Below are 14,564 nucleotides of genomic sequence, written 5' to 3' on the forward strand. Positions count from 1 at the left end.
ATAAAAATCAAGACCCGTATTTATCCCAGTAAGGAACGGAACCAAAATATTCGATCAAATAATCTATAAGGCTTCGCACTTTAGGCGCCAGTTGGCGCGAGCTCGGATATACCGCCCATATTGCCGTATCGGAAACAAGTGGATACTCTGGAAGGAGCTCTACTAGCTTTCCTGAGGCGAGTTCCTTATAGGCACTCCATCGTGAGTTAATGGTAATCCCAAGACCTGCGATACAGGCATCACGAATAGCCTCACCATTATCTGTCGAGAAGTTTCCTTTTGCTTTGATGTTTATCTGACCTTCAGGGCCAAGAAAAGACCAACGGTCGACATTATTTAGCGTAATGCAGTTATGCTCATACAAATCGCTGGGGGTCGTGGGGAGACCATGTTCGGATAGGTAATCTGGGGCGGCGCATATTACTCTAGTGTCTGCTGCCAATTTCCGCGCGATGAGGCTTGAGTCAGTCATTTCAGCATTGCGAATAGCAATGTCAAACCCCCCTTCTACAAGATCGATAATCGTGTCGGATAATTTTAGGTCAATCGAAACTTGTGGATATTTAGTCAGAAATTTTGGTATTGCCGGAAGCAAATGCATTCTGCCAAATGAAGCTGGAGCGGCAATGCGCAATGTCCCCCGAGGACTCGCATTGCCGATTCCCACAGATGCTTTAGCAGCCTCGATACTATCAATCACGTCCTCTGCATAACGGACAAAGGCATGGCCATCCTCAGTAAGGGATACCTTGCGTGTTGTACGGTGTAGCAATCGTATTCCTAAATCTTTTTCAAGTTTAGAAATATGTGCACTGGCAACAGCGGGACTTAAGCCTAACTCCTTACCTGCTTGACTGATGTTGTACGTGTGTGCGGCGCGAATAAATAGTTTTAAGTGATCTAAATTCATTTTCAATAAAATCAAAAAACTGATTCTTTTAAAATAGCAATTTTCAAATGAAAACACAGCAATTAGACTAAAAAACGTTCCAATCAAATCGACAATAGGTCACGTTATGAAAGCTATGATTGTAAATAAATTCGGAAGTCCGGATGTATTCGAGCTAACAGAACTCACAAAGCCGGAAGTGAAAAAAGGCCATGTACTTGTGAAAATTGCGGCCACTAGCGTCAATACAGTGGATACGATGATCCGTCAAATGGGCGCTGATCTGCCTTTATCTCCTTCGGCTCCAGCCCTTTTAGGGATGGATTTTGCAGGAGTGGTTGAAGCAGTTGGTGAAGGCGTTCAGTCATTTAAAGTGGGGGATGAAGTTTACGGTTGTGCAGGCGGTTTAGCTGACCTTCCAGGCACTCTCGCTGAATATATTGTTGCGGATGCTGATTTAGTCGCCATCAAACCTAAAACAGCATCTATGGAGGAAGCCGCTGCAATTCCACTAGTGGGGATAACAGCATATGAAGGGCTTATTCGCGCCAACGTAAAGCAAGGCCAAAAAGTGCTAGTCCATGGCGGCTCTGGAGGCGTTGGCCACATTGCACTGCAACTAGCTCGCCACTTTGGAGCAGAAGTATACTCAACAGGCGGAGGGGAGCGCCAACTTGAGTTAATAGAGCAGCTTGGAGCAACCCCTATTAACTACAAAACAGAGTCCGTTGCCAGTTACACGCAGCAATATACCAAGGACAAGGGATTTGACGTGGTGTTCGATTCGGTGGGTGGCGAGAACCTCCTAAACTCTTTCGAAGCTGCGGCGCTTAACGCACATGTCGTATCCACCGTTTCCATGCTCAACTTAGACTTAAACATGGTTCACTTTAAAGGCTTGTCACTGCATGTAGTGTTCATGCTTATTCCAATGCTTCATAACACTGGTCGCAGCGAGCATGGAGTGATATTGGCGCGGTTGGCAGAGTTGGTTGATAGTAAAAAATTAAAACCAGTCTTGGATGAATCGCGTTATACCCTTGAGCAAATTGGTCAAGCTCATCAACGGCTGGAAAGCGGTAAAGCAACAGGTAAAGTTGTGGTGACGCTGTAGTTTTTCGGTATCTTCAATTTTCTGTGAGGAGCCAACTGGGAAAGCTCCTCACACTCACACTTTAGGAGAATCTTATGCTACTCACTTTAAGGCTTTCATTTATAAGCTTGGTAATACTTAGTAGCCACTTTGTAAACGCTGACGAGGCGCAGTCGACCTTTGTAAAGCCGTTTGATAACAAGATTGAATGGGGGTACCTAAACCCTTTACGTGGTGAGAATAGCCCAAAAGCGCTCAATCTATGGGGTGATAGAACAACGTCAGGTGCCACAGGCATGCTGGTAAAGTTCAAGCCTGATTTTTCATCTCCCCCACATATTCATAATGTCGCGTATCGTGCGGTGGTTATTAGTGGTAGTCTGCACAATGACGATCCTACAGCGCAGCCGAACTGGATGACCACAGGTTCATTCTGGACTCAGCCGGCAGGCTCAAATCATATAACCGCTGCGAACAGCGCTGAAAATATGATTTACTTGGAGATAGACGAGGGTCCTTACTTAGTCAAACCGCCGCAACAGCAATTTGCTACAAAAGAGCAACCCCTCAATCTTCATTGGTCAAATATAGCATGGGTTGATTCTCATCAATCAAAAATGTTGTCAGGCTCCGGAATCGCCTTGTCAAAACTATGGCAAAGCAGTTCAGGCACTGCAATGACCGGGTATTTCTTGAAAGTGGCCGCAAATACATCTGTTAACTTAAAGAGTGAGTCTTCACAATTTAAAGCCGTCGTCATCAAAGGAAATATCGAGTACGAAGGCCAAAACACCACAACTTCTCTTAAAGCAGGCAGCCTTTTTAGCTCTGAAGGCGTTACCGACCACCGCTTTACCACTCAATCAGAAACGGTCCTGTACATCCGCACCAACGACGTATTTAAGGTGATAAAAGTATAAGGGTTTATTAACTGCACTTTCAGTTCCGTAAACAAAAGGCAAGTTTGCTTGTTACTGGCGACTTGCCTTATCAGTGGTGATGACCAAACATAGTCTAAGGCGTTACTTACGCAGTAATACAGATAAATTAGCATTGCCAACGCAAACCAGCTATCCACTCGATGAACTACTTTAATGACAACCGCTTAAATTGAACTATAATTTCGTAGTCAATCTAGCCTTGAGGAGTAAGTATGTCAGGGTATCCTTATAAATCGCTTCATGATTTAGCGATAGAAGATGTTGAATGGATGCGATGGCAAAAACTAGTAAACACGGTCGCTGCACTATTCAATTCCCCGGTGGCTTTTATCAACCAAGCTTCAACCAAAGGCATTGAGGTGTTAGTGGCTTCGGAGTTACCAACAACCCATTACTCTCCTGGTGGTTCAGCTAGCAAAGAAGTCAATGTTTATTGTCATCATGTGGTGCAAAGTAATACACCAATGTATGTTAAAGACACTTCAACAACCGACCAATGGAATGACAACCCCGAATATACCAAAGATAATTACGTCTCCTACTTGGGATATCCAATACAGTGGCCTGATGGCAGAAGCTTTGGCACCTTGTGTGTTATGGATACGGCTCCCACCGACTACAAGCAGCATTTATTCGATGTTTTTGAGCTAATGAGAGACGTCATTAATAGCGATTTAGCGCATATATATAAAGAGAATGAATTGAAAGTTGAAAGCCGTCTTGATCCACTCACTGGCATCTATAACCGCCGTGGTTTCGAGGAAGCCTTTGACAAGTTTACTGCCCTGTCCTGTCGGCTCAATAGAAACGCACAGCTGCTTTTCATAGATTTAAACAACTTTAAGTCCATCAATGATACTTTAGGGCATGAAGCCGGAGATCAGGTATTGCAGCGCTTCGCCCATATCCTAAAGTCTTGCACTAGAGAGTCCGACTTATTGTGCCGTTGGGGAGGCGACGAATTTGTCGTAATGCTTAACAGTGATGACCAGGTCGCACAAAAAGAATTCATACAGCGCATAAATGATAAACAAAATAGCGAGTGTGACAATTTAGGGGCCCCCGAGATTTGTTTTTCAGCGGGGGGAGCGGAGATTGCTCCCAGCCAAAATGCCAATTTAAGGGATTTCATACACATTGCAGATCAGCAAATGTACTCGTGTAAAGATAAAGCTAGTTAGGCTCTCTTCGCCATAAACACCTTGCCCTCATTACTGGTTGTGAGGTGAAGCACTATCACAAGGTTGGCTATGAACCATAGATCTTTTATTACAAACTGTCCTAGCCGATTCAGTAAAGTTTCGTCGCTCAGTGCAGCTTCTGCGCTAAACATAAACGTTTGAGTCATCAAGAAAACTGAAAAGCAAGCCAACACGCTGAGTAGAATTAGCCTTTGCTGACGAAAAATAATGCCTACACCCAAAAGAAAGGCAAAAGTGATGTCGAAAAAACCTATAACGTTAGAGGCCATTTGAACACTAAACACTTCGTACATCCAAGACATAAAAGGAGAGGTCTCAACCAGTTTTACAATTGCTTTAGCCTCAAACTCCATAAACTTCACGCCTCCAATCCAAAACAACACCATTGCAACAGGCAGATAATTTAAAGCAGTGTGGCAATTATCTTTGAATTTATCTTTATAAAACAAAAATGTGAAAACTGGCAGTATCGCAAAATATTTGATAATTCCCTGCCCAGAGCCAATAACCGGGAACCCACCTTCAGAGGCTAACCATCGACTTGGTGACACTAGAGTCAAAAGCACGAAAACACAAACGATGGTAACCAATAAAAACGATACCTTTGTATCCATCACCTCCATATAAGTCAGTAAAAAGCTCATAGCCATAAAGCATAAGCCAATCCCAAAGACAAACCCTAACGTCCTTGTTGGGATCAAACCAGTCACATTATAAAATGTTGAAAACTCCTTAACTGCTGCAGGGTTAGCTCCCAGCGTAAAGGACAGCCCTAGTATTAGAAGGCTGAAACTCATCAAAATGAGTACTATCAAGTTCGTGTACTTTAAATTCATTTTTTATCTCACTGCATGGAAAGCTCAATAGACCCAACCAAGCAGTAAAAAATCTCACTCTTAAATTTCTATAAATAACTCAGCTCTTTAGGTGTTTTCTTAAAACCTTTGATAAGTAGAAAAATTCCTACTTTAAATAGTAGGTGTCATGCTCGAGGATATGCATCTAGTGGATTTAAGCGCTACTTTTAGGGCATCGAAACCACATATCCACCATCAAACGCCATAAGTCACTCTGACAGCCCATCGCTTTCGTACTAGTGACTTTTCGCGTGCCTGATAATTATTTACTCAACGCTCGTTGGCTAAGCACACCGCCAAACGATGCGTACACCATCCTCAGCTGCATTTTTCTAGGTAGTTTCAAAGCGTTAATGTGGGGGTGTGTGGACGAACATCTTCATGATTAATATTTGATTCTTGAGCTTTTAGGTTACCCTGAATAAGCGCCGTTGATTTTCATTATTAGCGCCGCACAAATCCAGTTATCTTGGCTGATTAACGGTGATACGGATCGAGGAAGCAGACTGAGCGCTCACAGAGCAATTTGATAAGACAACAAGCCTTGTTCTTTTGACTAGCAAATTTAAAAAGTTTTTTACTTTAGAGTATTTGAGTTTGCGTCAGTACTTAAGTGTTTTTTTAGCACACTGACTAAAAAATAGGCTATGACAACTTATTGTTCAAATTTATGTCAACTTTAACTTCAAATTTGTCAACTTATACTTCAAACAACAAGGGGGAAATTTGGGTGGCAGCCTTACCAGCCACATCTCGGCACACACGTCACACGCTGTGGCTGCTCCCTTCCGGGCCTGACCAGATTCACCTGCTAGTGTTGCGAGAGGACCAATAAGGCTACCATTGAGGGCCTTTGTTGGGCGCAGGAGGGATTATCGCGACTTTACTACTGGGATTCAAGGAAAATCCTACTATTTACTACCAACTGCCTAGTAACTGACCATTTCGCAGTAATACGCATCACTTTAGCCCTGCTCCACTTTTGTAACTCGCTAACCCAACGCGAAGCTATAACCTTTCACTTACACATTTTGGAAACAAAAGTGTACACATTTTAACCTTGATTACGTTTTAACACATTAAATTACTCGTCAAGGCATTGAGCAACCTGGATAAATTTAATATTTATTTAATTTTAAATTAATAATTTTTACTTTTATTTTACATTAGTACCCATTTTGACTAGATTAGAATCGCTCGCTTTGGAGAAGTTTGCAGGATCAAACGAGTATTAGCGGTGCTCAGCACCACCCATTCGGGAAAACTAATCGGGAGCAAACAATGAATAAACCTCAAGGATTTATGCTATCAACCTTATCAATAGCCGTTTCACTGGCAGCAATTTTGCCCGCAACGAGTATTGCGGCGCAAAAAACCTACCTAAGTGAACAAAATCAAATTAAAGATATTATGATGGCAAAGTCGACTGCCGTTTCAGCCTCCCCCGCTGCAACGGTACTCGGCCTTGATACTCAGGATGGTATCAGTGTTGTAAAGCAGTACAACAGTCAAAACGGCGATAAAACGTTTCGCTATCAGCAAATGCACAAAGGCATTCCTGTTATCGGCGATCATGCCATTCTAACTTACAACAAAGATGATCAGCTTATTCGTGCCCATGGCGCCGTGGTCAATAACATCGCTGCCGACGTCCCCTCGGTAAACGCCAAGGTAAGTAAGAAGCAAGTAGGCAAACTAGTGCGCGCCATGCATCGTAAAATGCATCAAGGCAAAGCAGCGCCTGCCATCGAGAATGAGCAGTCTCGCTTAGTCATTTGGTTAGACGATGCGAACAAAGCGCACCTTGCTTATGAGGTGACCTACAACAGTTATGGTGATACCCCGTCGCGTCCCTACATGATTATCGACGCCAAAAGCGGTAATGTATTGCATCAATTCGACAATTTACAGCATGCTGATGCCACCGGCCCAGGCGGCAACCAGAAAACCGGACAATACAATTACGGAACCGACTACGGCTATTTGGATGTGAGCCAATCTGGCAGCACTTGTACCATGGAAAACGCCAATGTGCGCACCATTAACCTCAATAATGGTACTAGCGGCTCAACAGCGTACAGCTTTACCTGCCCAGAAAATACCTACCAGCAAGTGAATGGCGCCTATTCACCTCTTAATGATGCCCATTACTTTGGCAACGTAGTGTTTAATATGTACAACGATTGGGTTGGTACTGCGCCGTTGTCATTCCAGTTACGTATGCGCGTGCACTATGGCAATAACTATGAAAATGCGTTTTGGGATGGCCAAGCGATGACCTTCGGTGACGGAGCCACAACCTTTTACCCATTAGTCAGCCTTGATGTGTCTGCACACGAAGTCAGCCACGGCTTTACCGAACAAAACTCCGGGTTGGTTTATTCTGGTAAATCAGGCGGCTTAAATGAAGCGTTCTCCGATATGGCCGGTGAAGCTGCGGAAGCTTACATGCTGGGTAGTAATGATTGGCTCGTCGGTGAGCAAATCTTCAAAGGTAATGGTGCGTTACGTTACATGGCTAATCCTCCACAAGACGGCCGCTCCATTGGTAATCAATCAGATTACTACTCAGGCATGGATGTGCATTACAGCTCAGGGGTGTACAACAAGGCCTTCTATTTGTTGGCAACCACCAGCGGCTGGGATACACAAAAGGCCTTTAAGACCATGGCACGTGCTAACCAGCTTTATTGGACAGCGAGTACTAACTGGGACTTAGCAGGTAACGGTGTGATGGATGCCGCGTGCGATCTTGGTTATGAGCCTAATGATGTTAAAGCAGCCCTCGCGGCCGTAGGGGTAACATCAAGCCTAAGCGCGGGTAGTGACTGTGGTTCAACTCCGCCAACACCTGACGAAGAAATCACCAACGGCGTGCCACGTACAGGTATTTCCGGTGCGGCGAAAGAGCAAATGTTCTTCGTTATGAATGTGCCCGCAGGTGCAACGAACCTTACCTTTAACACCTCAGGTGGTTCGGGTGATGCTGATTTATACGTGAAATACGGTTCACGTCCAACGCTTAACGATTACGATTGTAACAGCACGTCATCAACCAGTACTGAGTCATGCGCAATTAGCCCCGTTCAAGGCGGCGAGTACTATGTCATGGTCGAAGCGTGGAACCAGATCAGTAATGTGACCTTAGAAGGTAACTATGACGATGGTAGCACGGGGCCAACGCCGATTGATCGCACCGAGAGCAACATCAGTGTTAACCAAAGCGGCTGGGCTCGTTTTAGCCAAGACATTGGCAGTGGCTACAGTAACCTCACAGTAACCATTAGCGGTGGTAGCGGCGATGCCGATCTGTATGTCAACTTTGGTTCGCAATCAACCACCAGCGACTGGGATTGTCGTCCATATCGCAATGGCAACTCAGAAACCTGTACCTTTAGCAATCCGCAAGCAGGTACATGGCATATGGATTTACGTGGCTACCGCGCAGCAAGTGGTGTCACCCTATCCATCCAAGCAGACTAAATCATTCTCCCTGAGTAGGGGCCAGCTACTGGCCCCTTTTTCGTTTAAGGACCCATCTTATGAAATATTCTTACCTCGCCATCGGTGCGGCGCTTACTTGCGCTACGAACAGCGCCTTAGCGGCACCAGAAAAGGCATGGATCACGGTCGAGGCCCATGCCATGGCGCACTATCAAAAACAGCAAAAAACACAGTGGCAAAGCGCTGCAACGCAATCAATCGCTGGCACAGCAGTTGATGTTATCGCTATAGATCCTAAGCATATACATCGGCTAAGCGACTTTATGCACCATGAGTACAAACGCTGTGGCGGCTTTATTTATCATGAATCTGAGCAAGCGGCGAAAGCCTACTTGCAACAGGCTCAAGTCAATAACACGCAAACAGTTGCCACTGTTAATTACAGCATCGATAACCCCGCTGCAGCCCAGGCGCTGCTGGCTGAGCTGAGCACTACTCGTCTAGATAACACCGTAAGTACCCTAGCAGCATTTCATAACCGTTATTATTCACAACAAAGCGGTGTTGATGCAGCAGATTGGTTACGCACCCACTGGCAACAAATCGCCAGTAGTCGCAGTGACATCACCGTGCAAAGTTACAACCATAGTTGGGCTCAAGATTCAGTGGTGGTGACAATCGCCGGACAAGAGTTAAGTGATGAAGTGGTGATCATTGGTGGTCACTTAGACTCGATTAACCAATCATCACCCAGCCAAGGTCGTGCACCAGGAGCTGATGATAATGCCAGCGGCATTGCTGTATTAACCGAAACGCTGCGAGCGGTCGTCGACAGTGACTTTAAGCCTAAACGTACCATCAAAATTATGGGCTTTGCGGCTGAAGAAGTGGGACTCAGAGGCTCCGGCGCTATAGCTAGCGATTACAAAAGCCAAGGCATCAATGTGGTGGGCATGGCGCAGTTTGATATGACCGGTAATAACGGCTCAGCTGAAGATATTGTATTGATGACCGACTATACCAACAGCGGCCAGAATCAATTTATGGCAAACCTTGCCAGCACTTATCTTAGTGACCTGGTTATTGGCTATGATCAATGTGGTTACGGATGCTCGGATCATGCCTCTTGGCATAACCAAGGCTTTGCCGCCTCGATGCCGTTTGAATCAAAAATGAGTGATATCAACTACCGAATTCACACCAGTAGTGACGACCAGTTTGATGCCAGTCATGCCATCAATTTTGCACGCTTGGCCAGTGTTTATCTCGCTGAGCTTGCGAAAAGCGCTGGCTCTGCGCCGCCACCACCGAGTGATAACGAGCTCACTAATGGTGTGGTTGAGTCTGGCCTTAGCGCTGGTGCTAAGGAACAGCTACTTTACACCATGGATGTACCCAGCGATGCCACTGATCTTAACTTTAATACCTATGGCGGCAGCGGTGATGCTGATTTATACGTGCAATTTGGCACGCCACCGACACTCAGTAGCTATGATTGCAAAAGTACCACGGCATCAAGCACCGAAAGCTGTAGCTTTAGCGCGCCACAAACAGGGACTTACTACGTGATGGTTGAGGCTTGGAATGCCATTTCCGGTGTCAACCTGGTCGGTGAGTATCAATCAGGTTCAACCGGTCCAACTCCCATTAATCGTAGCGAAGGGCCTATTTCGGTCGCGTCTTCTCAATGGCAACGCTTTGAGCAGCCTCTTACTAGCGGCTATTCGCAATTACAGGTGAGTATATCCGGCGGTAGCGGCGATGCCGATCTGTATTTAAACCTTGGCTCACCGTCGAGTCAGTCGCAATGGCAATGCCGTCCATACAAAAATGGTAACAATGAAACCTGTACCATTAGCAACCCGCAAAGTGGAACTTGGTACATTGATTTGTACGGCTATAATAGCGCCACGGGTGTAAATTTATCGATCACCGCCAATTAGTAATAACAAAGGGGCCCGATGGCCCCTTTTTTAACGAAAGTTGAATTAATCCAATTCTGCGCGCAGCTTCTTCAATACCGCTTTTACCTTCTCAACATTCTCTGGCCCCATACGTAATAGCTGCTTCTGAGCAGGTGGTAAATTCTCCCATTCGGAATAAGCGTACTTGTAGGTGACTGAATCTCGTAACAAGGGGACCTGAGTAGTCATTTCGGGTGTCTCTAAAAGCAAGTCAATCGACTGCTTTAAGCGCGCCTCAAAACTACTGTTAGGGTCGCCAACTTCACCATAGGCCTGTTCAATCAGCGGTTCATATTGTTCATACAGTGCCACCAACTGATCGGTATTCATTGAGGTCAAAATACCAACATACGGGTCATAGCGCTCAAAGCTCTTCGGATCCATCGTCAGCACATCGCCCTCTTCCACTGTGAAAGGCTGCTCGAGTTTTTCCACTGGCGAGTGGTTTGTGGCCACACGCCCCTCGGCGAGATTATTGACAAACACCACAGTGCGGCGGATCAAGTCGTCATTGACCAACAAATTAGCGCTAGGTTGAGCCAGTGATTGTTGCAAGCTGGCGCTGACCATCTCATCGCTATCGTCCAAGGCCGGCAACTCGGGTTGCGGCTCGGGCTGTTCGTCTTCACGAGACTGTGGACGCTGTTGCTGCTCATCGGGGTTGCTCACGTCTGTGGTTGTCGGCGCGGCTTGGGGTTTACTTTCAGGCTCGGGCTCTGCAACAGGCTGAGGTTTGTCTTCCACTGGCAACTGCGCAGGCTCAGGGGTGGCCTCAAGTGGTAAGGGCTGTTGAGATTGTTTGCTGACGATAAAAATTACCACCACAGCCAGCACCACTAACACCACCAATGCTAGGATGATGTTGTTACGGCTGGGTCCGCGTTTACTCTCATGTTCGGTAGGTTGTTCACTCATAAAGGCTCCGTTATGAAAAAGTCAAAATCGCCAATCTTCAAAAAGTAATCTGCCCTAATTGCTGCGAGTATACTCGCCGTTGAGCATATCTTTTTATTTTAGAATCTTTTACATTAACACTATGTGTCCATTTAAGTGCAAATACAATGCGAAAGCAAACTAATTGCGGTCGCGCTGGAACAGCGTTGCTACTGAGCGGCGGCGGCGCCCGAGCCGCTTATCAAGTAGGTGTCCTCAAAGCGCTAACACAAAGCCTTCCAAGAACGGCGCCACTGCCATTTAAAGTGATCACAGGCACCTCTGCCGGAGCAATTAACTCTGTGGCGCTTGGATGCTGGGCTTCGTGTGCTCATTTGGCGAGCCGCAAGCTTGAGCAAGTCTGGGGACAGTTTCACACCAGCGATGTTTATCGCAGTGATTTTGCGCATGTATTTGGCCACCTTATAAAAAATATTTTATCGAGCTTTCGCTCTGGGCACGCCAACCATGCCCCAGCGAGCTTATTCAACAATGCCCCTCTGCGGCAGTTATTAGCCGAAGTGCTGCCTATGGAGCGTATCGACCGTAACATTCACCGTGGTGTGCTCGATGCGTTAGCAGTCACTGCGTCTAACTACAGTACCGGTGACTCCGTTACCTTCTATCAAAGCAATGAGGCCAAACCCTGGCGGCGGGCCAAACGTCAGGGTGTCAAAGCTCGCATCCATTTAGAACACCTGATGGCCTCCAGTGCTATCCCCGTGGTCTTTCCCAGCGTAAAGATTCGACACCAATACTATGGTGATGGTTCCATTCACCAGATGTCTCCCCTGTCCAGCGCCATTCACCTTGGTGCCGAGCGCATCTTTGTTATCGGTGTTGAACAGCCCAAAGAGGAACATCGTAAATATGCGCCGCACTACCCGGGCATTTCGCATATCGCGGGGCATCTGTTGGACAGTGTGTTTGCTGACACACTGCATGGTGATTTAGAGCGTCTTGAGCGCATTAACCGTACGGTGGGGTTGTTGAGCGCGAAAGATAAACATCGTGAGCTCAAGCATATCGATACAATGGTGATCAACCCATCACATAACTTTAATGCCATTAGTAGCGAGTATTACGATGACATGCCGCTGGCCATTCGCACCCTACTACGTGGTATCGGCGTAAAACGCTACAGTGAGTCGAGCTTGCCGAGCTACTTGTTGTTTGAACGCCGCTATACCCAACACTTGATGGAGCTAGGTTATCAGGACGGGCTGGCGCAACTGGAGCAACTGCGCGCGTTTTTATGTCTCGATTAACTGCCGCCATTAAGTAAAAAGCGCTCGCAACGCTCTACTCGCCGTGGTTTGCCCTTTAATACCAGCACGTCATGCCCCTGTAGACTGGTTTCAATACTGGGCGCTTCTATCTCACGTCCTTGACGGCGCAGTGCGGCAATACTTACACGCCGTGCTTGCAGGTTGAGCTCGGCGATGGTTTTACCCACGGCATAGGCGTTATCTGCCAAAGCAAACACATGCAAGTACTCTAAACGCTCGGTGTTTTCATCGCGATGTGGCGCCTCATCACTAATATAATAACTGTGCAATAAGGAGTAACGGTTTTCTCGCTCTTGGCTAACCCGGCGAATAATGCGTTTCATCGGCACCCCACTCATAAATAGTACATGAGACGACAACATCAGGCTCGCTTCTAACGACTCAGGAACGACCTCTGACACGCCACTTTCTTTTAACTCATCAAGATGGGCATCATCGGGCATGCGCGCGAGGATATTCACCTGCGGCGCGACTTGTTTCACTACCTCGGCGACCATTTGTACCTTGCTAAGATCAGTGAAGGTAATCACCACCAAACGCGCCTGTGCCGTTCCTGCACGCTCAAGAATGCTTTTTTGCGTGACGTCGCCAAACATGGCATGGTAACCGGAATTTCTTCCTTGTTGCACGAGGTAAGGGTCCAGTTCAATGGCAACAAAAGGCAACGCCTCACTGGAAAGAAAACGCCCGATATTTTGTCCAACTCGCCCGTAGCCACAAATTATCACATGCTCACTGAGGCTTTCATCAACACACTCAATGCGTTCGGGGGCTTCAGTACTGGCGCGAAAAAGATGATGTACCCACTTAGGCGAGTGCTCTATTAAATACGGAGTAATGGCCATGGAAAACACCCCTAAGGCGATGAGAAACGACGCCAACTCACCGGCAAAAATTCCCTGGTTTCCAGCTAAAGCCACCAATACAAAGCCGAACTCCCCCATTTGACAGAGCATCAGGCCTGCACTCAAAGCATCGCTTTTGCGCTCCCCCATCAGTTGCGCAATACCAGCCAGTAACACCAGCTTACTGAGCATCAATACCGCTAACGCGGCGAAAATAATATGGGCATGCGTTAATACATAGGCCAGGTTTAACTGCATCCCCACGGTGACAAAAAAGAGCCCCATAAGGATGTCCCGGAACGGCCTAATATCACTTTCAAGTTGGTGACGGTACTGGCTTTCACCCAACATCATTCCCGCTAAAAAAGCCCCTAAAGCCATGGATAACCCGAACCAGTAAGTTAGCCCACCGGCAAATAACGTCACCAATAAAGTGGTTAATACAAACAGCTCTTCATTACGCATTCGCGCCACTTCATTGAAAATCCGTGGCAAACACCATTTGCCGATGGCCCACAGCAAGGTGCACACAACGGCCCCTTTGGCCAAAGCCATTGCCAAACTATAGGTTAATGATTGCTCAGTATCACTGGCCAGTAACGGGATGGTAATAAGCAGCGGTACCACGGCTAAATCTTGGAACAGCAACACCCCAACAGCGAGTTGACCGCGCCGTTTCTGCAGCTGCCCAGTATCCTTCAAGCATTTAACCACTACCGCCGTAGAGGACAACGCCATTAGCGTTGCGATGGCAAACGCGCTCAACGCGTCAAACGCAAAACCCCACAACAACAAGAAAAACACCGCAGAAGTGAGCACCACTTGCAGTAAGCCAACACCAAACACGATATTACGCATGGCAATCAAGCGTGGCAGGGAGAATTCGAGGCCCAAACTGAATAGTAAAAAGACAATGCCAAGCTCAGCGATACCATGCATTTCATGGCCATTGGCAAGCCAGGCAAATCCATGCGGTCCGGCCAACAACCCTGTGGCTAAGTACGCTAAGATAGGCGGCAATCCAAGGCGTTTAAACATCCACACTAAGATCACCGCACTGAGTAATAGACCCATCAATTCAATAAACAGCTGTTGCATGGCACTCCT

The 14,564-nt window shown here is 46.7% G+C and carries 10 protein-coding genes and 1 other RNA gene; 6 read left to right on the forward strand and 5 right to left on the reverse strand.

What is annotated here, in order from left to right:
- Positions 1–7: 7 nt before the first annotated feature.
- Positions 8–910 carry a LysR family transcriptional regulator gene (locus tag FIU82_RS09125; protein ID WP_138509059.1) on the reverse strand — a complete coding sequence of 301 codons (903 nt, stop codon included), beginning with the start codon at positions 908–910 and terminating at the stop codon, positions 8–10.
- 106 nt (positions 911–1,016) lie between these two features.
- Between FIU82_RS09125 and FIU82_RS09130 the strand changes: the two genes are divergently transcribed.
- The 3 genes from FIU82_RS09130 (at position 1,017) to FIU82_RS09140 (ending at position 4,104) form a co-directional block, all read left to right on the forward strand.
- Positions 1,017–2,003, forward strand: coding sequence for a zinc-dependent alcohol dehydrogenase family protein (locus tag FIU82_RS09130; protein ID WP_152440909.1), 987 nt, complete (start codon positions 1,017–1,019; stop codon positions 2,001–2,003).
- Between the two features lie 74 nt (positions 2,004–2,077).
- Positions 2,078–2,902 carry a DUF4437 domain-containing protein gene (locus FIU82_RS09135; RefSeq protein ID WP_152440910.1) on the forward strand — a complete coding sequence of 275 codons (825 nt, stop codon included), beginning with the start codon at positions 2,078–2,080 and terminating at the stop codon, positions 2,900–2,902.
- Between the two features lie 233 nt (positions 2,903–3,135).
- Positions 3,136–4,104 (forward strand): sensor domain-containing diguanylate cyclase, encoded by a 969-nt coding sequence (locus FIU82_RS09140; RefSeq protein WP_152440911.1) that lies wholly within the window; start codon positions 3,136–3,138, stop codon positions 4,102–4,104.
- Here FIU82_RS09140 and FIU82_RS09145 read toward each other — a convergent pair.
- Positions 4,101–4,961, reverse strand: coding sequence for a DUF417 family protein (locus tag FIU82_RS09145; RefSeq protein ID WP_152440912.1), 861 nt, complete (start codon positions 4,959–4,961; stop codon positions 4,101–4,103). The two genes, FIU82_RS09140 and FIU82_RS09145, sit on opposite strands and share 4 nt — an antisense overlap.
- 758 nt (positions 4,962–5,719) lie before the next feature.
- Positions 5,720–5,816: signal recognition particle sRNA small type (gene ffs / locus FIU82_RS09150), an RNA gene on the reverse strand.
- Between the two features lie 468 nt (positions 5,817–6,284).
- Between ffs and FIU82_RS09155 the strand changes: the two genes are divergently transcribed.
- Both FIU82_RS09155 and FIU82_RS09160 read left to right on the forward strand, forming a co-directional pair.
- A complete protein-coding gene (locus FIU82_RS09155) occupies positions 6,285–8,465 on the forward strand; it encodes a M4 family metallopeptidase (RefSeq protein ID WP_152441488.1) in 2,181 nt (726 codons plus the stop codon).
- 59 nt (positions 8,466–8,524) lie between these two features.
- The gene (locus FIU82_RS09160) at positions 8,525–10,369 is read left to right on the forward strand and encodes a M20/M25/M40 family metallo-hydrolase (protein ID WP_152440913.1); all 1,845 of its coding nucleotides are present in this window, start codon (positions 8,525–8,527) and stop codon (positions 10,367–10,369) included.
- Positions 10,370–10,414: 45 nt separating this feature from the next.
- Here the strand turns inward: FIU82_RS09160 and FIU82_RS09165 are convergent, their stop codons facing one another.
- Positions 10,415–11,305 (reverse strand): DUF3014 domain-containing protein, encoded by an 891-nt coding sequence (locus tag FIU82_RS09165; protein WP_152440914.1) that lies wholly within the window; start codon positions 11,303–11,305, stop codon positions 10,415–10,417.
- Between the two features lie 146 nt (positions 11,306–11,451).
- On the opposite strand from FIU82_RS09165, the gene FIU82_RS09170 reads away from it, so the two are divergent.
- On the forward strand, positions 11,452–12,591 hold the full coding sequence (locus tag FIU82_RS09170; protein WP_022946669.1) for a patatin-like phospholipase family protein: 1,140 nt from the start codon (positions 11,452–11,454) through the stop codon (positions 12,589–12,591).
- Here the strand turns inward: FIU82_RS09170 and FIU82_RS09175 are convergent.
- Positions 12,588–14,555: a monovalent cation:proton antiporter-2 (CPA2) family protein gene (locus FIU82_RS09175; RefSeq protein ID WP_152440915.1), complete on the reverse strand. Its 1,968-nt coding sequence runs from the start codon at positions 14,553–14,555 to the stop codon at positions 12,588–12,590. The two genes, FIU82_RS09170 and FIU82_RS09175, sit on opposite strands and share 4 nt — an antisense overlap.
- Positions 14,556–14,564 lie beyond the last annotated feature (9 nt).

The organism is Pseudoalteromonas sp. THAF3 (assembly GCF_009363775.1).
Classification (GTDB): Bacteria; Pseudomonadota; Gammaproteobacteria; order Enterobacterales; family Alteromonadaceae; genus Pseudoalteromonas; species Pseudoalteromonas ruthenica.

Bases quoted from the DNA above. Each gene is read 5' to 3' on its own strand.
- FIU82_RS09125 (WP_138509059.1), bottom strand. From the start codon at position 910: ATGAATTTAGATCACTTAAAACTATTTATTCGCGCCGCACACACGTAC.
- FIU82_RS09130 (WP_152440909.1), top strand. From the start codon at position 1,017: ATGAAAGCTATGATTGTAAATAAATTCGGAAGTCCGGATGTATTCGAG.
- FIU82_RS09135 (WP_152440910.1), top strand. From the start codon at position 2,078: ATGCTACTCACTTTAAGGCTTTCATTTATAAGCTTGGTAATACTTAGT.
- FIU82_RS09140 (WP_152440911.1), top strand. From the start codon at position 3,136: ATGTCAGGGTATCCTTATAAATCGCTTCATGATTTAGCGATAGAAGAT.
- FIU82_RS09145 (WP_152440912.1), bottom strand. From the start codon at position 4,961: ATGAATTTAAAGTACACGAACTTGATAGTACTCATTTTGATGAGTTTC.
- FIU82_RS09155 (WP_152441488.1), top strand. From the start codon at position 6,285: ATGCTATCAACCTTATCAATAGCCGTTTCACTGGCAGCAATTTTGCCC.
- FIU82_RS09160 (WP_152440913.1), top strand. From the start codon at position 8,525: ATGAAATATTCTTACCTCGCCATCGGTGCGGCGCTTACTTGCGCTACG.
- FIU82_RS09165 (WP_152440914.1), bottom strand. From the start codon at position 11,305: ATGAGTGAACAACCTACCGAACATGAGAGTAAACGCGGACCCAGCCGT.
- FIU82_RS09170 (WP_022946669.1), top strand. From the start codon at position 11,452: ATGCGAAAGCAAACTAATTGCGGTCGCGCTGGAACAGCGTTGCTACTG.
- FIU82_RS09175 (WP_152440915.1), bottom strand. From the start codon at position 14,555: ATGCAACAGCTGTTTATTGAATTGATGGGTCTATTACTCAGTGCGGTG.